The sequence below is a fragment of the Pseudoduganella sp. OTU4001 genome, assembly GCF_038440195.1.
In the GTDB taxonomy this organism is placed as follows: Bacteria; Pseudomonadota; Gammaproteobacteria; order Burkholderiales; family Burkholderiaceae_D; genus Rugamonas.
In genome coordinates, this window is sequence record NZ_JASATG010000018.1 from 65,802 (window position 1) to 87,458 (window position 21,657).

A 21,657-nucleotide genomic window follows, 5' to 3' on the forward strand; every position below is an offset into this window, starting at 1 on the left:
CTTGTGACAGAATGGAAGTTGCTCAAGGAGTCCCTATGTCCAGTGCTGCCGTTTTCTGCTTCTGCCTCTCCCTCGCGGGACTGGTCCAGGCTCAGACCTACAAGGTCGGGGTCCAGTCGCTCGACTACTTTCCGATCGCCGCTGCGGCGCCGCCCGACCACGTCTTCAAAGGCTATGCGCGCGAGGTGCTCGACCGCTTCGCGCAGCGCGAAGGCATCCGGTTCGACTATGTGGCGCTGCCGCCGCGCCGCATGTTCATCGAATACTGGGCCGGAAAACTGGACTTCGCCTTCCCCGACAACCCCAACTGGGATACCGAGGAAAAAACCAAATACCCGACGCTGGCCTACTCCCAGCCCTTGCTGAGGTTTTACGACGCGGTGTTCACCGTGCCGGAAAAAGCCGAGGCGCCGGCGGCGCAATTGAAAAAACTGGGGGTTCTGCTGGGCTGGACGCCGTGGAAGTTCAGCGAGCGCATCGAAGAAGGTGCGATCCAGCTGCAAACCGCGCCCAACCCGCATAGCCTGATCCAGATGGCGATCAGCGGCCGCGTCGACGGCGCCAACCTGGCCGAGCCGGTGGCGCGCTACCATCTGCGCCTGCGCGGCACGCCCGATGCGCTGATGGCCAACCTTGAATGGATGCCGCAGCGGCAAAGCACCTACCACCTGTCGAGCATCCGCCACAGCGACCTGCTCAAGCGCTTCGACCAATACCTGCGCGAAGACGACGCCCACCTGGCCAGGCTGCGCAGCAAATACGGCCTTTAACGGCCGTATGGCCGCGCCAGCGGATCGCCGATAAACAAGCCCTGCGCCGGCCACGCTACGCTGCGCCAATACGCTTCAATGGCGGTCGCGCCGCCCAGGTAATGCCGCAGCAGGATTTGCGGATGCGGGAATTTCTGCCAGTGGCTGCAAGGCTCGCTGACCGTGCCATAACTGGCCGTGGCGCCCGCCTCCAGCCAGCGCAGGCTGCTCATCTGCTTGTTGCCCAGCAGGTCGCCGCCATACGACGTCAGGTGGTCCGCCAGCGCGCCCGGCAGGAAGTGCAGCGTGTCCAGCTTGGCCACCCGCGCCACGCCGGTCTGGTAAAACATGATGTCCTGCGCCCCTTCCAGGTGGTCCTGCCTGAGCGCGTGGACAGTCAGCTTGCGCGCCGGGATCGCACCGCTGGGCGGGAAAAAGCGCGCCCGGCTATTGCGCGCCGTTTCGCTGGTGGTCAGGAAATAGGCGCCGGCCTGCGGCACGCTGAAGCCGGCCGCCTTGCCGCGCTCGGCCACCGCACGCGCTACATCCAGCGGTTCGGCCGGCAATAGCATTGAAAGGCGCATGCCGGGCGGCAGCGCGGCGGCATTGAAATACGGGTTCTTGCGGCCGGGCGCGCAGCTGCGCTCGCATTGCGCCGCGTCGAAACCCAGCGTGTAAGCGGAGGTCAGGCTGTTGCACGCCACCGCGTACGGCGCCGTCCAGGCGAACAGTACGGCGCGCACGTCGGCGCCCAGCTGGCCATCGATGTCGGACTTCAGGCGCGCGAACGCTGCGGCATCGAGTTGCGCCGGACGGCCGGGGATGCTGACGTGGGCGATGCGCGCGGGCGGAATATCGCGCAGCTTGGCGTAATAGGCGGCCAGCGCAACGCTGGCGGGATCGGCGTCGTTGACCACCAGCGCCAGCTGGACCGGCGCCAGCGGCGCGGCCGCAGGCTGGGCGCGCGCCCCGGCTGCGGACAGCAGGAGCGCGGCAAGGAGACAGCGCTTAAGCGCGCTGGTAGACATCCTCGAAGCGGACGATATCGTCCTCGCCGAGGTAGCTGCCCGATTGGACTTCGATCAGGTGCAGCGGCAGCTTGCCCGGGTTTTCCAGGCGATGGCTCATGCCGATCGGGATATAGGTCGACTCGTTTTCGGTCAGCAGGGTCACCTTGTCGCCGCAGGTCACGCGCGCCGTGCCGCTCACCACCACCCAGTGCTCGGCACGGTGATGGTGCATCTGCAGCGACAGCTTGCCGCCCGGGTTGACGGTAATGCGCTTGACCTGGAAGCGGTCGCCCATATCGATGCCTTCGTAGCAGCCCCACGGACGATACACCTTGGTGTGGTGCACGTGCTCGGTGCGGCCGTTGGCCTTCAGGTGGTCGACCACCTGCTTCACGCGCTGCACCTGGTCCTTGTGCGCCACCAGCACCGCATCGGCGGTTTCCACGATCACCAGGTCCTGCACGCCTACCGCCGCCACGATGCGGCCTTCGGCGCGCACCAGGCAGTTGCTGGCGTTATCCGTATACACGTCGCCGCGCGTCACGTTGCCGTTGGCGTCGGCCTGCTGCACTTCCGCCAGCGCCGACCAGGAACCGACATCGTTCCAGCCGATGGCGGCCGGCACCACCACTGCGTGTTTGGTATGTTCCATCACCGCATAGTCGATGGAATCCGACGGGCAGGCGGTAAAGGCGGCCTCGTCCAGGCGGCAGAAGTCCAGGTCGCGGTAGCCCTTGGTCACCGATTCCTCGCTGGCCTTGGCCATCTCAGGCTGGAATTGCGCCAGTTCCTTCAGGTAGGACTCGGCGCGGAACAGGAACATGCCGCTGTTCCAGAAGAAATTGCCGGCATCGACGAAGCCTTGCGCGGTGTCGCGGTTTGGCTTTTCAACGAACCTGGCCACCTTGAAGCAGCCCTCCACGGCCAGCTTTTCGCCGCTCTGGATATAGCCGTAGCCGGTTTCCGGCGCCGTCGGCACAATGCCGAAGGTAGCCAGGGCGCCGCCTTCGACCTGGGTCGCGGCGCGCTGGATGGCCGCGTAGAACGCATCCACATCCTTGATGACATGGTCAGCCGGCAGCACCAGCATGACCGCCTGCGGGTCGATCGCCTTCAGATAATGGGCGGCGGCGGCCACGGCCGGCGCAGTATTGCGGCCGACCGGCTCCAGCACGATGCCAAGCGGGTTGATGCCGATTTCGCGCATCTGTTCTGCGACCAGGAAACGGTGCTCATTACCGCACACCACCAGCGGCGCCATCATGCCTTCGCGGCCAGCCAGGCGCAGCGCGGTGTCCTGCAGCATCGTCTTGTCCGTTACCAGGGGCAGCAATTGCTTCGGCAAGGCCGCGCGCGACAAAGGCCACAGGCGGGTGCCGGCGCCGCCGGACAGGATGACGGGATAAATTTTCATATCTTATTCTGTTGTTAATTATCTACTTGGCAACTATTTTACACCAGCCTCGGCCGGACGGCGGACGCCGCGGCGGTCGCGGGCATTGCCCCAGCCGCCACAGTCAGCCTGCGAGACATGGCGCATCTCGCCGGCGCGGTCGACACTATAATCCTTAAACACGATCAATTCGTCGAGCGTAACGTCTGGTAACACTCGAGTATATTCGAACAAAACACTGCGTACCACCCGGGCGCCACTGCAAATATGGCTGCCATGGCCGACCCAGGCCGGGCCGATGATGGTGGCGCCGGCGTCGATCTGGCAGCCCGATCCGATATAAACCGGGCCCACGATGCGCGTGCCATTCCAGTCGATATGGGTGTTCAGGCCGACCCAGACGCCCTCCTCGACCTGCACCCCGGGCACCGTCATATTGCCCACGCCGCCGGTCATGACGCCTTGTAGCACTTCCCAGTAATCCTTGACGCTGCCGATATCGATCCAGTTGAACTTGCGGGTCTGGCAGTAGAACGGCAGGCCGCGCTGGGCCAGCAGCGGGAACAGCTGGGAACCGATGTCGAACACCTGGCCGCTCGGGATCAGGTCGATCACTTCCGGCTCGAACAGGTAGATACCGGTACTGGCGCAATTGGATTTGGCGTCGGCGCGGGCCGGCTTTTCCTGGAATTCCAGCACGCGGCCGTCGGCATCGCTGACCACCACGCCGTAGCTGTTGACCTTTTCCCACGGCACCTCGCGCGTGATGACGGTGGCCATGGCGCCTTTGCGGCGGTGTTCGTACAGGGCCGATTTCAGGTCCAGGTCGATCAGCGCGTCACCGCACAGCACGACCACCGTTTCATCGAAAAAGCCGCCGAATTCCTGGATTTTCTTGATGCCGCCAGCCGAACCCAGCGGTTCCGGCACCACCTCGCCCTGGTTGTTGGTGTAGCCCTCAAACGAATAGCCGATCTGCACCCCGAACTGGTGGCCCTCGCCGAAATACTCCTCGATCTTCTCGTGCAGGTAGCTGACGTTGACCATGATCTCGCTCACCCCGTGCCGCTGCAGGTGCTCCACCAGGTAAGCCATCACCGGCTTGCCAAGGATCGGGATCATCGGCTTCGGCAATTCGTACGTCAAAGGACGCACCCGCGTGCCCTTGCCGGCCGCCAGAATCATTGCTTTCATTGGGTTTTCCTTTCTTAGCCGGCGCTGTGGCCTGAGCTTTGCCAGCGCCAGGCATCGGCGCACATTCTTGCCACATCATAACGCGCTTTCCAGCCCAGTTCACGCTCGGCGAGGCGCGGGTCGGCATAGCACTCGGCAATGTCCCCGGCCCGGCGCGCGACGATTCTGTAGGGTACGGGCTTGCCGCTGGCAGCCTCAAAGGCGCGCACCATTTCCAGCACGCTGTTGCCGCGCCCCGTACCGAGATTGTAGGTAAAGATGCCGGCGGCCGTCGCCAGCTTGTCCAGCGTTTTCACATGGCCTTGCGCCAGGTCCACCACGTGGATGTAATCGCGCACGCCGGTACCGTCCGGGGTTGGGTAGTCGCCGCCGAACACGTTCAGGACGTCGCGCCGCCCCACCGCCACCTGCGCCACATAGGGCAGCAGGTTGTTCGGAATGCCGTTCGGTTCTTCGCCGATCAAGCCGCTCTCGTGCGCCCCGACCGGGTTGAAGTAGCGCAGCAGGGCGATGCGCCAGCCGCTGTCGGCCTTTGCCGTGTCGCGCAGGATGTCTTCGATCATCAGCTTGCTGTGGCCGTAGGGATTGGTGGCCGACAGCGGGAAATCCTCGGTGATCGGCACGCTGGCCGGATCGCCGTACACCGTGGCCGATGAGCTGAACACCAGGGTCTTGACGCCTGCCTCCGCCATGCATTCGAACAGCACCACGCTGCCGCCCACATTATTGTCGTAATAGCGCAGCGGCTGCTGCACCGACTCGCCGACCGCCTTCAGCCCGGCAAAATGGACCACGGCGTCGATCCGGTGCGTCGCAAACAGGGCCTGCATGGCGGCGCGGTTGCGGATGTCGGCGTCCTGGAAGGTGAACTCGCGGCCGGTGATCTGCTGCACGCGGCGCCGCACCGAGATATCGGCATTGCTCAGGTTGTCCACCACCACCACATCATGGCCGGCTGCCATCAACTCCACCACCGTATGCGAGCCGATATAGCCCAAACCACCAGTTACCAGAATCCTCATTCAGCTTCCTTTGCGATCAGCGCGGGGGCGGAATACAGGCACTCATAGGCCGCCAGCAGCTTGGGCGCCTCGTATTCCCATTCAAGTTCATTGACCACCCGGTTGCGGCCATACGCGCCCATGCGCGCCCGCCGCTCCGGATCGTCCAGCAGTTCAACGATTTTCAGTGCCATGTCGACCGGGTCGTTCTTCGCCGCGTACAGCGAAGCCTCCTGCGCCGACACCCTGCCCTCGGTCAAGTCGAACTGTACTATAGGTTTGCCCAGCGCCATATACTCCATGATCTTATTCATGGTGGATTTGTCGTTCATTTCGTTCGCCACGTCCGGATTGACACAGACATCGGCCGTATTCAGCATTTCCAGCAGCTGCTGGTCGGGCACCCGGCCGGTGAAGGTCACATAGTCCGACACACCCAGGCCGCGCGCCAGTTCCTGCATCTGCGCCAGCGAGGTGCCGCCGCCCACCAGGCCGAAATGCACGTCGTGCCGGCCCATGATGTGGACGATGTGGCGCACGCTTTGCAGCAGCAGGTCGATGCCCTCCTGCGCCCCCATCACGCCGACATAGCCCACCAGGTAGCGCCGGCCCTGCTTCAGCGCCGCCACCGGCGGCAGCACGCGCAGGCGGTCCAGTTTGGGGCCGCTGCGCACCACGTACACCCTGTCCGGGTCCATGCCGCCGCGGCCGACCGCGATGCGCTTGTACGATTCATTGGTGGCGATCGACACATCGGCGGTGCGGAAAGTCAGGCGCTCCAGCCATACCATCAGCTTGTAGAACGCGTCGCGCCGCCCGAACTTCGCTTCATACAGCTCGGGATTGATGTCGTGGTGGTCGAACAGGAAGCGCTTGCCCAGCGCGTATTTGAAAAAGCCGCCGACCAGGAATAGCAGGTCGGGCGGGTTGCAAGCGTGGATCACGTCGAAGCCATGGCGGAACAGCACCTTCCAGGCCAGCCGCGAACTGTGGAACAGCGCGGCTGAATACTCCAGGGCATAGCCCAGCGCCCCTTCCGCCTCCATCGGCAGTTTGTAGCGGTAGATGTGGATGCCGTCCAGCTCCTGGTAGCGTTCTTCGCAGCCCTTGCCGGTCGGGCAGATGATCGCTACCTGGTAGCCGTTGGCGTTGAGGGTCGTCGCCTCCTGCCACACGCGCCGGTCAAAGGGCGATGGCAGGTTTTCGACGATGATGAGGACACGGCGCTTACCAGCAGATGCCATCGTACGCCCCTTCGCTCTGCTTCTCCGTGACGCGCACCAGGTCCACCAGGTGCTGTCCGGGCCGCAGCCGCTCGGGTACTGAACGGAATTCCGGCGCGCCGTTGCCGATCACCACCGTGTCGGCAAACTCCAGCACCGCCTCCATCGAATCGACCATCAGCCGCGAAATATGCGGGATGATGTTCATGATGTAGTCCTGGTTGGCGCCGGTCAGCGCCGCCAGCTTCACGTTCTTGTCGTACAGGCGCAGCTCGTAGCCCTTGCCGATCAGGTGCTCGATCACGTCGACCAGGGGCGACTCGCGCAGGTCGTCGGTGCCGGCCTTGAACGAAAAGCCGAGGATGCCGACCTTCTTGCCCGGCTTCTCCATCACCATCTTCAAGCCCTTCTCCACCTGCTTGTGGTTGGATGGCAGGATGGCGTTCAGCAGCGGCAGCTCCAGGTCCAGCTGGCGCGCCTTGTAGATCAGCGCGCGCACATCCTTCGGCAGGCAGGAGCCGCCGAAGGCGAAGCCGGGCTTCATATAATAGGGCGAGAGATTGAGCTTGGTGTCCTTGCAGAAGATCTCCATCACTTCGTGGCCGTCGATCCCGACCGCCTTGCAGATATTCCCGATCTCATTGGCGAAATCGACCTTCAGCGCATGCCAGGTGTTATCGGTGTACTTCACCATCTCCGCCGTCTCGACGTCGGTGCGCACCACCGGCGCGTCCATCCCGCCATACAGCTGCAGCAGCAGGTCGCCCGAGCGTTCATCGGTCTCGCCCACCACGGTCTTGGGCGGGTGGTGGTAGTCATGGACCGCCGTGCCTTCGCGCAGGAATTCCGGATTGCTGCAGACCCCAAAGTCGGTCCCGGCGCGCTTGCCGGACGCCTGCTCCAGCGCCGGGATCACCAGCGCGCGCATCGAGCCGGGCAGCATGGTGCTGCGCGCCACCACAACGTGGAAGCCTTCCTTCTCGCGCAGGGCCGCGCCGATCTGCTCGCACACCTTGCGCACCGCGCTCAGGTCCAGGTTGCCGTTCAGCTGCGACGGCGTGCCGACGCAGATCAGCGAGATCTCGCTGTCCATCACCGCATCGCGCACGTTCTCCGTTGCGCGCAGGCGGCCATCGCGTACCGCGGCGGCGATCATCTCGCCGATGTCCTTTTCGATGATGGGCGTGCGTCCTTCATTGATCAGGCCCACCTTGGTACGGTTCGGATCGACGCCGACCACACTGTGCCCTTCCGCCGCCAGGCAGCCTGCCGACACCGCCCCTACGTAGCCCATGCCAAAGATACTGATCTTCACAATGACGCTCCTTCCAAAATGGCGATCTCGGTTTCGATCGTCGTCGTGCCGTGGATCTTCCCGCGCCACCGGGCAGTCGTGCTGCCGGTCTTGCTGTCGAAGCTGCGCGAGACCCAGCCCGCAATTGGCGCCGTGCTGGCGCAGAAGAGTTGCGGCGCGCCGCCGAAACTGCATGCCATGCGCAGCCCCTTGCTGCGCGCGCGGATGTGCAGCGTGTGCCCATCGGTTTCGGCGCGGCAGCCTTCGGCAAAATGCCAGTGCAGGGCTACCTCGTGCTCGCCAGTGCATTCTAGGATATCTTTGACGAGCACCGCGTTCCGATTGGAATCGTATTCGATGCTGCGCCGGTGCAGCACAGGATCGCGCAAGCGCAGATAGCCGTCTTGCTTTCCCTCAAAGAATTGGCAGCTTCCATGCGGCATGTGGAGCAACTGTTGCGCGTGCGCCTTGCGCAGCCACATGAAGTTGCCGCCGATTTCCGACTGGTCCTGGCCGTCCACCTCGACCGTGTTGTGCGCGGCCGTGCTGCGGAAGTAGTCGCGCCACGCGCGCTGCGTATGGTAAGCGTAGGTGCCGGGGTCGATCAGCAGCTCCTCGCCGCCGGCCGACAAGGTGAATGCCAGCGCGTCCGCATGGCCGTGCGCCGCGATCGACAAGTAGCCCAGCGGGCCGCAATCGATGACGATGCGCACTTCCTGCGCGCTATCGAAATCCTTTCCCAGCAGGTAATAGCCGCCGCGCGGGAAGGCCATCTGCGGACCGGCAGGGCCGGGTCCCGCCGCCGGGATGGCTTGCCAGCGCGTTTCGGCATCGGCGAACAGCCAGCGGTTGCGTTCATCCAGTTGGCCTGCCTTGGCCTTGAAGTCGGCGCGTCCGAACAGCAGCGCGCAGCTGGCAAGCAGTGAGCGGTATGGCGCCGCTGCGCCGGACGCCTCCCCCAGGCGCAGCATACGCGCATCGTCCGCGTCGCCGATCATCGGCACGTTGCCGCTGGCGTCCATCAACGCCGCCAGGAAGCCGGCCATGCGTTCCAGGCGCTGCAGCCAGGCGGGCGTGAAATGCACGCCATTGGCGTGCGCCGCCAGGTGGCACAGCAGCATCATGTCCATCACTTCGTGGTGGTAATAGATGGCCTGCTCTTTGTTGACGCCATCCTCATGGTTCTGCGCCAGGCCTTCCTGCTCCAGGCCGCGCTGCGCCAGCGCGCGCCAGTGCCGGCTCTCCGGCCAGCAAGGCCATTGCAAGCTGGCGATGAACAGGCCCATATATTCGCCCAGCAAATGGTTGTTGGCCGAGGAATGGCGCGACAAATGGTGGCTGATGAAATGACAGTGCTGGTAGACCGCCCGCAGCCAGCGCTCGCGCCAGTCAGCATCGACCGCATCGCCCAGCAGCTGCCAGGCAGCCGACCAGTTCAGCAGCCGGACACCCAGCTCCAGCGCACTGGCCCAATGCACGCCCTGCGGGTAGGGGCACTGGTCGAGCCAGGACATCAGCAGGCTGCGCGCGCCTTCGGCAAAGCGCCGCTCGCCGCTCGCGCGCCAGGCTTGCGCCAGCGTCACCAGTTCCAGGTGGCGGCTGGGCTCCCACAGGTATTTGATGTCGCCCACCTGGCCGGCGTCGCGGTAGTCGATCGACGGTCCCGCCAGCATCGGCGCCACGGTGCCGGTCTTCGGGTCGCGGTTCCACTGCGGCGGGAAGCCAAGCTGCGCGCCGCGCAAGGCAAACACGTTCCAGCGCCCGGCCAGCAATGCCTCCGCCTCCGCGTACAGCGCGCCGTAGTCCCGCGCGGGCGGAGCGCCGGCGAGGAACGGGGCGCCGAAGCGCTCCAGCGCGGGCGGCGGCGGACGGCGCGCGAGGCCGAGGCCGATCGCGCCGGCCTTGCGGCGCACCAGCTGCTGGACGCGCCACGCAATCTCTGCCCCGCCCATCAGGCGCAAGCGGTTCAGTTTCCACGCCAGCGCCGTCATAGCGGTGCAAAGCCAAGTTCGCGGTACATCTGCTCGACGCGCGGCAGCACCGCCTCGGTGCTGAACATCGCCTCCACCTTGCGCCGCCCGGCCGCGCCCATGCGCCGCGCCAGCGCATCGTCCTGCAGCAGCTGCCGCAGGCGCGCCGCCAGCGCATCGACATCGCCGGGCGCCACCAGGAAGCCCTCCACCCCGTCCGCCACCGCCTCCGGGATGCCGCCCACCGTGGTGGCCAGCACCGGCATCCCGGCCGCCATCGCCTCCAGTACGCTCATCGGCATCCCCTCATGGTAGGACGGCAAGGCAAACAGGCTGGCCAGCGCCAGCTGCCGCTGCTTGCCCTCCCCGGCCACCCAGCCCAGCAAATTCAGCTGGGCCGCGATGCCGAGCTGGCCGGCGCGCTCACGCACCGCCTCCAGCTCCCCATCGCCACCCAGGCGCAATTCCAGCGCGCCCACCTGCGGCGCCACCTGCGCCGCCGCCTGCAGCAGGTCGAAGCTGCCCTTTTGCGGCCCCAGGCGCGCCAGCGACAGCACCGTCCCGCGCTGGCGCGTCTCCCAGGCGCTGGCAGGCGGCACGAACACCGGGTTATGCACGCACACCACGGCGGGATGCCCGCACATCGACTGCACCCACTGCCGCCAGCCTTCCGACAGCACCACCACCCGCGCGCTGCGCTGGAATACATAGCGTACGAAACGCTTGCGCAGCGGCCCGCACTCGTCGCCATAGAAACGCGCAAAGCCGCCGCCATGCAGGTGCAGGATAGCCGGCACACCTGCCGCGAACGCCAGCAGCAGGAAGCCCGACTTGCGCCAGAAGCTGGCGCGCGACGCCAGGTGCACATGCACCAGCCCCACCCGCCCGCGCAGCAGCAGTCCGCAGAACGCCGCATACGCCGCCAGCATGGCGCGCAGCTTGCGCCACGCGCTGCCATCGCAATGCGTGGCGAGGTAGCGCACGCCGTAGCGCTGCAACAGGCCGGCCTGCTCGTACACCCGCACCACGGAAGCAATACCGCCCATGGTGTCCATGCCGGTTCCCAGCATCACGATCTGCTTCATGTGCGCCGCCCGTCCTGCCATTCATTGACCACCCAGCGGAACTTGCCGGCCGCCGTATCCGGCAGCGCATCGCGCAGCACCACGCTGACCCGCACCGTGGGATCGACCAGGTGGTGGATGTTGTGCAGCAGCTTGTCCTGGTCCGCTTGCGTGAAGCCCAGGTCCGGCACCAGCCGCAGCTCCCAGTGCCCGGCCCCGACTTGCGCCACCTGCGACTTGCGCACGTTTTCCACGCCTTTGAAGGCAAAGGTCAGCACCGAAGGGCTGATCTCGGAGCCGTCGCCGCCGGTGATGCGGTCTTCCAACTTGCCCGTCACCGGTTCGATCATCGGGAACGGCCGCCCGCACGGACAGCGTCCCGGCTTCCAGCGCGTGCGGTCGCTCAGGCGGTAGCGCACCAGCGGCATCGCCAGGTTATGCAGCGTGGTGCCGACCACCTGCCCGTAGCCGTCGGTCGGCTCGCCGTCCTGGTCCAGGATCTCCACATGCGAATAGTCGGTATTGACGTGCAGCGAGCCGTACTCGCACTGCGTGGCAAACGCCACCCGCTCCGCCATGCCGTACATGTCCAGGATCTTGTCGGCCAGGTGCTCGCGGATCAGCTCCTGCTGGTGCGGATACAAGGGCTCGGACGCCGTGAACAGGAAGGGAATCTCCAGCGCCTGCCCGCGCCGCCGCAGGTGCAGCGCCAGCGTGTAGGCGGTGGAGGGATAGGCCTGCATCATGGCCGGCGCATAATCGCGCAGCTTGCCGATGATGGCGTCGACGCACTGGTCGGTCAGGTGGCGCGACGACAGCAGCAGCTGCCGGTTATAGCGGTTCTCGAACCAGAACGGCGGCTCCTGCCGCTCCAGCTCCGTCACCAGGTCGCCGCGCAGCGTGGCGCGCGGCATGCCGTCGAAATAGCCGCCCCAGGTCCAGTGCCGCTTGATGAAGGCCTGCTCCATCTGTACCGACTGCAGGCTGCGGAACACCACCAGCGGCGAGCCGGTGGTGCCGCTGGTCTTGCCCAGCGCCTGCCAGGGGCGCTTGACGCCGCCGTTCGGGTACAAGGCTTGCGGATGGTCCAGCAGGGCCGTCTTGTCCACCACCGGGAACAGCTCGCGCAGCGCCTGCCGCGCCTCGCGCGGCGTGAAGTCGCGCGTGATGTGCGCGTAATACGGCAGCTTGTCGATTGCCGCCTGCAGGCTGCGGTGCAGCAGGCGGTCGCCCATCGCCTGCAACCCTTCCTCATCCAGCGTTTCGTGTGCGCGCAGCTTATGCACCAGGCGCTGGCTCAGCGCATTGTCGCGCACCAGCGCCCGGCCGCCGTACAGGAATTCCTTGCGCAATCCGGCCAGCATCACCGCCTCCCATCAGCTTGACTGCGCGCCCAGCACCGCCCGGTATCGTTCCGCCACCGCAGCGCCAAGCACGCGATAACTACGCACTGCATCAATGAACTGCGGGCCCGCCGCCGCGCGCCGGCGCGCCGCCTGCGGGTCGCTCAGGATGGCCTGCAGCGCTTCCGCCATCGCTTCCGCCGTACTGGCCGACAACCAGCCGGCGCCGCTGGCGGCCAGCACCGCCGCCTGGTCCGGAATATCGTTGCCGACGCAAGGCACGCCCAGCGCCAGGTATTCCAGCAATTTGGTCGGCGAACTGACGTCGTACAGCGCGCCGCGCGGCACGTAGGACACCGCCGCCTGCGCCGCCAGCAGGTAGGACCAGGCTTCCGCCGGCGGCAGCCAGCCGGTCACCTGCACCGCATCGGCCAGCCCGCGCTCGCGCGCCGCCGCCAGCAGCGCCGCCACATCCTGCTGCTGCGGTGCGCCGCCGATCAGCAGCAGGCAGGCATCCGGCCGCGCGCGCCGCAGCAGCACCAGCGCATCGAACAGCCGCTCCAGCCCGCGCGCGCGGTCCAGCGTACCGAGGTAGGCCAGCACCGGCCGCCCCTCCCAGCCCGGCCAGGCGCGCGGCGCCATGCCCGGCGCCAGCACTTCCATGTCCACGCCCATCGGCACCGCGCTGAGCTGTTCCGCCGCGATGCCGCGCGCGCGCATCAGCTCCGCCATCGCCTCGCTCTGCACGAAGACATGGTCGGCGCGCGGCAGCACCACGCGGTACAGCAGCCATGCCTCCACCCTGCCCTTCAGCAGCACCAGCCTGGCGCGCAGCGATGGCCGCCGCGCCAGTTCGGCCTGGGCGCGCTCGATGCGGCCCTCGCTCATCAGGTAGGACACCCAGTACACCATCGGGATGCCCTTCAGCCGCGCGATGGCCAGCGCCAGCAGGCCGATCGTCACCATGTCGCGCACCTGCACCGCATCGCATTCGCTGCGCCGCATGCCCAGCAAGGCGCGCAGGCACAGCCAGGCAAAGGACAGTTCGCTGCGCCAGCGCGCACCGGTGCGGGAACGGCGCAGCGAAGCAAAGCCCTGGCTATCGGGCGGCGCCTGGCTGCCCTTGCCGACCAGGTGGCATTGCACGCCATGGCGCGGCAGGTATTTGCCGAACAGGGTCGCCACGTCGGCGCGGAAGGTCGGCAACGGCTCAGGTACCAGCTGCAGGATGCGGAGTGGGCGAGCCATGGCTCATCCTAGCAAAAAGCGCTCAATTTCCGCGCCCGGTTCACCGCGCCCGGCCAGTTGCGAGGCGGCCTGGCGCACCCGCTGCGCCAGCGCTTCGCGCTGGGCCGGCTGCGCCAGGGCGCCGGCCAGCGCGCGGCGCATGGCCTGCACGTCGTCGTGCGGCACAAAGCCCGGATAGTCGGCGCCCAGGTAGGCTTCGATCGCCTCATGGCGCGTCGCCACCAGCGGCTTGCCGTGCCGTAGCACGCGCAGCAGGACGCTCTGGCCGCAGGCCTCGCCGGCGCCGCGCAGCGGCATCGCCACCACCGTGCTGCGCGCCAGCAGCGCTTCGAATTCGGTTTCCGGCAAGTCGCGCAGGATGCGCGTGCTGTCGCGTGAAGGCGGGCGGATGCGGTTGTGCTGCGAGGCCACGATCACCAGCGGCTCGGCCAGCGGTTCGGCCGCCTCCAGCAGCAGGTCGTAATCGCGGTTGGAGAAGCCGCCGGCAAAGATGCCGCCGCCGCCCGCCTGCGGCGCGGCGCGCCCATCGAGCTCCTGCCGCCACAGGTGGCAAAACACGTCCTGCGGCGCCATGCCGAGCTGCTCCACCAGGTGGCGCGCTTCGCCCGGCGAGAAGGCGATGAAGCCCAGCCCCGGCAGGCGCAGCATGCGCAGCAGCCGGTCGGTGATGCGGCGCGCGCGCTGGCCGTGCACGAAGCAGGCCATCACCAGCAGCCGCGCGGGACGCGGCAACAGGCGCAGCTTGACCAGCGCCAGGATCGGCAAGGCTTGCCAGCCCACGACGAGCAGCCGGTCCTGGCGCGTCCACAGGCCGACGCAGCGCCACAGGCGCGGCGACAGCATGGCGCGCACGATGGCGCCCTTGCTGCGCATGCCGCTGCTGTCCGGCCCGACCACCGTCACCCGCGCGCCGCGCGCTTGCAGGTATTCGGTGATATCGCGGTAAATGCCGGATTGCGACAGCAGCACATGGTTCATACGGGACTCCCGTCGGGCGCCTCGCGCAGCAACTGGCGGCCGAGGGCGCGGTTGATCAGCTTGCGATCCATCGCATCAATCGCACCGGACAATAGCAGCGCGACTGCAAACACGGCGCACAACAGCAGCGTTCCCACCGCCGCTGCCGCCGCATCGCGCCCCGGCACCAGCCAGGCCACCGACGCCGCCGCGGCCGCCGCCAAGAGCGCCCGCCCCCACCAGCGCAGGCCCAGCGGCCACGCCAGGCCGCGCCGCTGCATGCCGGCCACCGCCAGGCCATTGACCACCAGCTCGTTGCCCAGCAGCGCCACCGGCACCAGCCACAGTCCCAGCTGCGGCGCGCCGAGCCAGTACAGCAGTGGCAGCAGCAGGGCCGAACACAGCGAGGCCAGCGCCCACATGCCGCTCAATCCGAGCGCATTGCACACCACGCTCAGGATCAGGCGGTGCAGGCGCAGCGCCAGCCAGCCGCACAGCACGGCAAACAGCCAGTGGTACTCGCCAAAACGGCCGCCGCTGGCCAGCTGCAGCAGCAGGCCGCCATACACCAGGGCGGCCGCCAGCACCGGCAGCAGGCTCAATGCGCTCAGCTTGAAGACGAAGTGCGCCCAGCGCTGCAATTCGGGATAGTCGCGGTTGGCGGCGTATGCCCCGATCATGCGCGCCCGCACCACGGAAAAAATCACCATGCCGGGCAGGTAGTTGCGGATGATGTCCGTCAGGCGCAGCACGAAGCCCAGGCCGGCCATGGCTTCCGGCGACTGGCTGCGCGCCATCAGCAGGATCAGGCTGGACGGCGAATACAGGTATTCCACCACGCCGCTGGCGTAGTTGTTGATGGCGACGGCCGCCAGCTGGCGCGCGCCCGGCGCCCGCCAGCCATCGGCTGGCCGCTGCGGCAGGCCACGCAGCGCCTGCAGCACGCAAGCGGCAGCCAGCGGCAGCGCCACCACGCTGGCCAGCACTTCGGCCAGCAGCAGCCAGCGCGCCGTCGCCGCCGGCAGCATGGCCAGGGCGGCCAGCAGCAACACGCCGCGCAGCACATTGACCGCCTGCATGCGGCTTTGCAGCGCCAGCGCTTCCAGCGTGTTGTCGCGCAGCAGGCGCAGCGCGCCTTCGACCAGCAGCAGCAGCGCCAGCACGTCGAGCTGGCCGGCGGGCGCACCGGCCGGCAGCCAGCGCGGCGCCAGCAGCAAGGCGCCGGCGATGGCCGCCAACAGCAGCAGGCGCAAGCCCAGCACCGCAGCCAGCAGGCGCACCATGCCGCGCCGCGTGCCGCGCAGACGGTATTCGGGGATGAAGCGCAGCAGCAGCCAGTCCAGGCCGAAGTTCGACAGGCCCAGCACCAGTTCCATGGCCGCCATGGCGGTCACGTAGTAGCCGAATTCGGCGGCCGGCAGCACGCGTGCCGACAGCCCCAGGATGCAGGCTGTCAGCACGGCGGTGGGCACTTTACCCACCAGGAAAGCGACGATATTGCGCCGCGTCTGGGGTCCCGAGTAAGGTGCGGTCATGGCATCGCTCAGTCCCCCGGCAGGTTTATGGCAATGGCAGCGTCAGGGTGCGGCCACCTACGGTGAGGGTGCGGCTGGTGGTGCCGGTGGTCAGCGACACCGTCGGCTTCTTGCATCCCACGTCCAGCAGGACCAGGAATTCCGCCTTGCTGGCCGCTGGCCGCGTGAAAGCCGCATGGTCCTCGATGCCGGTGCGCGGCGCCGGCCCCGTGCGCTTGATCAGCGTGGTGCCGGGTGTGATCGAACGCAGGCACAGCGAACGGTCGCCGTTGACGATGGTGGCGCTGCCATCCGACTGCGGCGCGATCGCCACTGCGGCATGGAAGTTCCACTCGAAGGAGTGCGGCACCGGCGCCGTCAGCGTATCCATCACCACGGCGGCGTCCAGGCCGCGCAGGTACCACACCTTGCGCCGCGCCAGCGTCAGCGCCCCGGCATAGGCCGGCGTCGCATCGCCTTCCACGTAATCGAGCGTGGACGACGTCGAGAAGCCGGTCAGCTTGCCGTTGCGCTGCAGGTTGATGGTATTGCCATCCACCCCCTGCCCCACGCCATTGTCGAAGGTCACCGCGTTATGCGACTTGGTCGGCCGGTACCAGCTGCCCCACACCGGCGAACCGTACCAGTCGTAATAGCCGGCCTCGATCAGCAGGCGCTTGCCGCCGCTGTTCAGGACGATGGAATTCTGGTCGCCGTGGCTGTGGTTATAGGCGCCCCATGGGCTGGACTTGAAGTACAGCGAGGTGCGCTTCATGTCGGCCAGGGAGCTGTGCATGGCGGCCCAGCCGATGCTGGGGTACATGGCGGCATTGGGCGGCGGCGCGGCGGTGCTGACGGTGTTGACCGGCAGCGGCGACGGCGCCTGCAGCATGGTCAGCGGGTCTTCGATCCCGCTCATGCTGGTGAAATACCACTTGGCGGCCGGCGTGTTGAAGCGCGCCGCAAACGCCTTCAGCAGGTAGGTGTTCGGCACGTCCTCGTGGCCATCGCCAAACACATGGGTCGGCGTGCCCGGCGGCACGAAGTGCGCCATGAAGCGCAGGAAGCCGTCCGACCACGGCTTGCGGTAGACCGACACGCCCAGCGCCTGGCTGAGCGGGTCCCAGAGCTGCACCGAATAGTCGGCCGCGGCCTGGGCGTAGGCGGTGCCGTTGGCGTAGCCGCCTTCCGGCCCGCTCCAGGTGTAGACCTGGTGCACATAGGTGCGCACGGCAAAGTCGAACCAGGTTTGCGCCTGCGGCACGTCGCCCAGGTTCAGGGTGGCGATCAGGGCCAGGAAGCCGAGCGCCATGCCGGCGTGCGAGTCATACGGGTACTGGTCGGTGCGCACGATGCCGCTGGCCAGGTCGTTATAGATCGCGCCGGCGCGGATGCCGATAATGGATTCCCACTTGTCGCGGCGCGCCGCATCCAGGTTATTCCACAGCATGTCCAGCGCCTTCGACAGCGACAGCGCAATCGCGCGCGTGGCCTGGTCCTGGTTGACATAGCTGGTCGGACCGTTCGGATTGAGCGCCGCCAGCTCGTCGCCGCGCTTGATGGCTTCCGCCAGGTAGCTCGGCGCCTTGGCGTCGCCCACCTTCAGGCGGTACAGCAGCGAGGCCGATTCCAGCTGGTGGCTGGTGCGGTTGATGCGGTTGCGGATATCGGCATTCTGGTTGCTGAGCGCGGTGGTCATGGTGCCGCTGCTAACCAGCGGCCAGTCGCTGTCCTTCACCGGCGCCATGGCCAGGCGCCCGGTTACGATCTCGGTCAGGCGCCGCACCTGGTCGCCGCGCTCCGTCACCATGGCCGGCGTCCACTTGAGATATGGCAGGAAACCCGGCGCCAGCATGCGCGTGCGGCCATGCTTGAGCACATTGTCGCGCAGGGTGGCATTGTCCGGCACTTCGAACTTGATGGCACTGCTGTCCAGCGTGAAGCTGCGCACCGTGGACCAGTCCTTGGCTACCGGTTCGGCCAGCGGCACCACGGCATTATTGGCCGCGTCCTCGATCTGCGCCAGGGTGGCGCCGGCCGCCTTGGCCTTGGCGCGCGCCGCCGCGTCGGCATCGTTCATGGCCTGGGTGCGGGTGAACGGCGCCACCTTCCAGGTATAGATGCCGGCCGCCGTGAAGCCTTTGGACGGCAGCAGCCAGTTGCGCGGCACCACCTTCTTGACCGGCGCTGCCGCGGCTGGCGGCTGGATGATCACCAGGTACCAGGTCGAGGCGGTCGCCGTCGGGTAGCGCGACCACGAGAAACCGGGCGGATTCTGTGGTTGAAGCTGCATCTTGTCCGGCGCCGGACGGATGGCTTCGATATTGGTGGAAACGGCCCAGTCGGCGTGACTGGTGCTTGCAAAGGTGGCAAGAGCGCCCATGACGGCAGCTCGCAACAGGCCATATTTAACGAATTTCATGTGATACTCTCCAGACAATTTCGTTTGCCAATCAATAACTTAGACAAGCATTAATTGGGTACAACGAAGAAAGTCTACATCACGCATTTAACAAATTCGTTTCCGCGCGGCATAAAATTTTGTAACAGTGTCGCGAAGAATTGACACAGTTCACGAACTCGGCTCTGTGCCGAAACGGCACAATTGGACCACCGTGCCCATGCACATCATCAGCATCAGTTGGGCAGTCGGCTCGTCCATGAGCGAGCGGTTATAGACCAGCATCATCAGGAATAGCAGCATCGCAGCTATACAGGTATCGGCCAGCGCGCGCTGCGCGGGCGTACCTTGTCTGCGGCGCACATAACGCCACGCCGCATGTAGGGAAAACAGTAGCATGGACGCGTAAACCAGAGCGCCCAATACACCGACATCCCACAACAGCACCGCCAGCGCGGTCGCGTCCAGGTGCAGGGGCATATAGCGCTTGGCCACCTGGCCGGTGCCCAGCAGCCCGGAGGCCTTGCTGGCGCCCGGCCCATAGCCGACCAGCCGGCGCGGCACGGTGGCCAGCGGATCGCGCGCCCACAGCGCCAGCGAGGCGGCGCGGCTGATTTCACCGGTGCGGTAGTTGGTATAGCTGGCGTCGAAGAAGTAGCCGCCGCCGCGGTCCAGCTTTTCCGCGACGTCCTGCGCCGACTGCACGCGCTTGCCCCAGTACAGGGTTTCATACACGGTATAGGTGGTGCCGACAAAGGCCAGCAGCAGGACGCCGAAGCCAATGAAGGCGCCCACGCTGCGCAGTATCCTGCGCCGCAGGACCCAGGCCAGCACCAGCGGCAGCCAGATAAAGGCCGCTTTCACCTCGCCCAGCAGGATGATGGCCAGGCCGACCAGCATCAGGCCGGACATGGCGCGGCCCGACATCTGGCCGGCCTGCCAGCGCGCGGCGGCATAGCCCATCGCCAGCACGGTAAACAGCACCAGCATGGCGCTGTTGCCGCCCCACCCCGGCATGCCGCCGAAGGTGCCGACAATGGAATCGAAAGTGGTGGCGCTGGCCACGAAAAAGTGCTGGTACAGCACCACCGGCAGCTGGATCAGCACGACCCAGAACATCATGCGCCAGGTATTTTCCAGGTGCGCCGGCTTCCAGCGGAACCAGTACAGCGCGAACAGCACCGAGAACATCGGTAGCAGCGCTTTGGCGGAGGTCACGATCTGCGACTTCGGCACGCGGTTGAACACCAGGCTGATGGCGAAGACAACCACGAACAGGCCGGCCGCCAGCGCCACGCTCGAGCCATCGCCGCCACGCATCCTGGCCGCGCGCTGGCGGTGCACCACCAGGTCCAGCAAGGCGCGGCAGAACAGCAGGATGGCCAGGCCGAACGCCAGCCACACGGCCGGGCGCAGCTTGAGGAAATAGACGGCCGATCCCTGCAGCAGGAAGGTCAGGATGAACAGGCACCAGAACATGCCATGCAGCGGCAACACGAACAGCAGCAGTACCGACAGCACGGCGCTGCCCACCAGCGCCACCAGGGCCGGCGAATCGAGCCCGCCCACCATGCCGACGAAGATCGCCAGCAGCATGAAGGGCAGCAGCAACAGCAAGGGCAAACCCTGCGGCCGTCCAACCCGCGGGCGCACGGCAGCATCGGCGCCGGCAGTGGCGGCGGCTGGGCGGCGCAACAGCGGCAAGCGCATCACGTCCCTCCCCCGCCTTCGAACACGCCGACCAGGCGCGTCCGTGCCGGCTCATCGAGCGCCTGCAGCAGGGCCCGCACGAATTCCTGCTGCAAGGCGTAGGCCGCGCCGGCATCGCTGCCGATGCTGGACACGCGCACCAGCATCCCGTCCGGCACCACCCCGGTCAGCCCGTAGCGCAGCTCCTGCAGGCGCTGCTCCATGCCCGGCATGGTGGCCTTGCGGCCGATGGTGATCCAGTATGTGATCGGCTCCTTGCGCGCGCCGGCGGTGGCGAACAGGCGCTTCACCGGCAGCGGGCCGAAGCCGGTATCCAGGCTGCCCTGCGCGCCGTCGCGCACGGTGAAGCCCTGCGCCGTGTAGCACACCTCCGGCTTGTGCACGCCCATATTGTCGCCCTGGTCGCCGCCATAGGCGATCGACAGCATGATGTGGTCGCCGCTGCGGTTGACATAGGTGCGGCCCAGCGTCTGGTTGTAGATCTTGTCCAGCTTGGCCTGGGTGGCGGGATCGGCCTGCAGCGGCATCACGCGCGTATCGACCTGCCAATCGCCGAAACTGCGCGGCACCAGCTGCTCCAGCCGGAAGCGGCCCTGCGTATCGGCCATGCGCGCGGTGGGCGTCAGCGCCCGCGTCATGGCGGCGGACGACAGCATCAGCGCGGCCAGCAGCAGGCTGACCTTCATCGACTTCTTCATGAATTCCGCCATTTCACGAACCATTGCAGGAAAGCGTCCACGCCGATAATCAGCAGCAGCGCCGTAATGAACAGCACCATCCCGGCAAAGCCGTGCAGGAAGCCCTGCCCCGCCGCATCGCCCAGGTAGTAGGTCACCAGCGACAGCGTGATCACGCGGATCACATTGGCGGTGAACGAAATCGGGATGATCAGCAAGGCCAGCGCCACATTGCGGAAGGCCGAGGAATGCCGCACCACGTTCAGGTAGAACAGGCCCAGCGCCTCCAGCGTCAGCAGGGTTTGCAGGCCGGCGCAGGCATCGGCCACCAGCAGCTGGTATTGCCCGATCTGCAGGATCACGCCGCTGCGCGCGATCGGGTAGCCGGCGGCGAACAGCAGCAGTTCGGTGGCCCACGACACGGCCATCTTCATCGGCATGGTCAGCATGCCGACCAAGGGGCCCGGCAGCGGCACCATGAAGGCCATGAAGAAGAAGGCGAACCATTGCACGCGCAGCGCACCGCGCCCGCACTTGAGCATCAGCACGGCCGCCAGCAGCAGGATGAAGGAGGCGATCTCGAACGCGATGATGCCCTGCGAGCGCCCCAGGATGTAGGCCAGCAGCCCCAGCGCCAGCAGCGGCCAGCCCAGCGCCTGCGGCTGGCCGTCGGCGCGCACCAGCATGGCCGGCCACTGGCGGTACATCAGCCACAGCGACAGCAGCAGGATGATGGGGCCGTGCGCCTGCTCCTCGGTGGTCCACAGGCCGGTGAACAGGGCGTGGAAGGTCGGCACGTACAGCACCGCCATGCCCAGCACCACGGGCAGCCAGTCGGGCAGCGCGGCCCGCAGCGCGCCGCGCAATTCCGGATCTCCCGGCGGACGGATGGCGAGCCCCGGATCCACC

General features: G+C 66.8%; 17 protein-coding genes. 1 reads left to right on the forward strand and 16 read right to left on the reverse strand.

The genetic code is table 11. The features are described 5' to 3' along the window. Window positions 1–35: 35 nt before the first annotated feature. A complete protein-coding gene (locus AAHE99_RS17000) occupies window positions 36–770 on the forward strand; it encodes a substrate-binding periplasmic protein (RefSeq protein WP_342118542.1) in 735 nt (244 codons plus the stop codon). Here AAHE99_RS17000 and AAHE99_RS17005 read toward each other — a convergent pair. From AAHE99_RS17005 to xrtB, 16 genes are all read right to left on the reverse strand, one after another. Beyond that, window positions 767–1,777 (reverse strand): TIGR03790 family protein, encoded by a 1,011-nt coding sequence (locus AAHE99_RS17005; RefSeq protein ID WP_342118543.1) that lies wholly within the window; start codon window positions 1,775–1,777, stop codon window positions 767–769. The two genes, AAHE99_RS17000 and AAHE99_RS17005, sit on opposite strands and share 4 nt — an antisense overlap. After that, window positions 1,758–3,173 (reverse strand): mannose-1-phosphate guanylyltransferase/mannose-6-phosphate isomerase, encoded by a 1,416-nt coding sequence (locus AAHE99_RS17010; RefSeq protein ID WP_342118544.1) that lies wholly within the window; start codon window positions 3,171–3,173, stop codon window positions 1,758–1,760. Before AAHE99_RS17010 ends, AAHE99_RS17005 begins: the two co-directional genes overlap by 20 nt. Window positions 3,174–3,206: 33 nt before the next feature. Next, window positions 3,207–4,346: an NDP-sugar synthase gene (locus tag AAHE99_RS17015; protein WP_342118545.1), complete on the reverse strand. Its 1,140-nt coding sequence runs from the start codon at window positions 4,344–4,346 to the stop codon at window positions 3,207–3,209. 14 nt (window positions 4,347–4,360) lie between these two features. Then, entirely contained in the window at window positions 4,361–5,368 is a 1,008-nt protein-coding gene (gene galE, locus AAHE99_RS17020) for a UDP-glucose 4-epimerase GalE (protein WP_342118546.1), read from the reverse strand. Beyond that, entirely contained in the window at window positions 5,365–6,591 is a 1,227-nt protein-coding gene (locus AAHE99_RS17025) for a glycosyltransferase family 4 protein (RefSeq protein ID WP_342118547.1), read from the reverse strand. The genes galE and AAHE99_RS17025 overlap by 4 nt, the downstream gene beginning before the upstream one ends. Continuing rightward, window positions 6,575–7,885, reverse strand: coding sequence for a nucleotide sugar dehydrogenase (locus tag AAHE99_RS17030; RefSeq protein WP_342118548.1), 1,311 nt, complete (start codon window positions 7,883–7,885; stop codon window positions 6,575–6,577). The genes AAHE99_RS17025 and AAHE99_RS17030 overlap by 17 nt, the downstream gene beginning before the upstream one ends. Beyond that, window positions 7,882–9,855, reverse strand: a complete 1,974-nt coding sequence (locus AAHE99_RS17035) for a heparinase II/III family protein (RefSeq protein WP_342118549.1) — start codon at window positions 9,853–9,855, stop codon at window positions 7,882–7,884. Before AAHE99_RS17035 ends, AAHE99_RS17030 begins: the two co-directional genes overlap by 4 nt. Next, window positions 9,852–10,919, reverse strand: coding sequence for a glycosyltransferase family 4 protein (locus tag AAHE99_RS17040; protein ID WP_342118550.1), 1,068 nt, complete (start codon window positions 10,917–10,919; stop codon window positions 9,852–9,854). The genes AAHE99_RS17035 and AAHE99_RS17040 overlap by 4 nt, the downstream gene beginning before the upstream one ends. Further along, the gene (locus AAHE99_RS17045) at window positions 10,916–12,262 is read right to left on the reverse strand and encodes a phenylacetate--CoA ligase family protein (protein WP_342118551.1); all 1,347 of its coding nucleotides are present in this window, start codon (window positions 12,260–12,262) and stop codon (window positions 10,916–10,918) included. Before AAHE99_RS17045 ends, AAHE99_RS17040 begins: the two co-directional genes overlap by 4 nt. A 12-nt stretch (window positions 12,263–12,274) precedes the next feature. Continuing rightward, window positions 12,275–13,489 (reverse strand): glycosyltransferase, encoded by a 1,215-nt coding sequence (locus AAHE99_RS17050; RefSeq protein WP_342118552.1) that lies wholly within the window; start codon window positions 13,487–13,489, stop codon window positions 12,275–12,277. A gap of 3 nt (window positions 13,490–13,492) precedes the next feature. Continuing rightward, the gene (locus tag AAHE99_RS17055; RefSeq protein WP_342118553.1) at window positions 13,493–14,467 is read right to left on the reverse strand and encodes a glycosyltransferase; all 975 of its coding nucleotides are present in this window, start codon (window positions 14,465–14,467) and stop codon (window positions 13,493–13,495) included. After that, the gene (locus tag AAHE99_RS17060) at window positions 14,464–15,981 is read right to left on the reverse strand and encodes an oligosaccharide flippase family protein (RefSeq protein WP_342118554.1); all 1,518 of its coding nucleotides are present in this window, start codon (window positions 15,979–15,981) and stop codon (window positions 14,464–14,466) included. Before AAHE99_RS17060 ends, AAHE99_RS17055 begins: the two co-directional genes overlap by 4 nt. Window positions 15,982–16,006: 25 nt before the next feature. Beyond that, window positions 16,007–18,382 (reverse strand): heparinase II/III domain-containing protein, encoded by a 2,376-nt coding sequence (locus AAHE99_RS17065; RefSeq protein ID WP_342118555.1) that lies wholly within the window; start codon window positions 18,380–18,382, stop codon window positions 16,007–16,009. 150 nt (window positions 18,383–18,532) lie between these two features. After that, a complete protein-coding gene (locus tag AAHE99_RS17070; RefSeq protein WP_342118556.1) occupies window positions 18,533–20,071 on the reverse strand; it encodes a hypothetical protein in 1,539 nt (512 codons plus the stop codon). Next, complete coding sequence (gene epsI / locus AAHE99_RS17075) at window positions 20,071–20,769, reverse strand: exosortase-associated protein EpsI, B-type (RefSeq protein WP_342118557.1); 699 nt, start codon at window positions 20,767–20,769, stop codon at window positions 20,071–20,073. The genes AAHE99_RS17070 and epsI overlap by 1 nt, the downstream gene beginning before the upstream one ends. Then, complete coding sequence (gene xrtB, locus AAHE99_RS17080) at window positions 20,766–21,656, reverse strand: exosortase B (protein ID WP_342118558.1); 891 nt, start codon at window positions 21,654–21,656, stop codon at window positions 20,766–20,768. The genes epsI and xrtB overlap by 4 nt, the downstream gene beginning before the upstream one ends. Window position 21,657 lies beyond the last annotated feature (1 nt).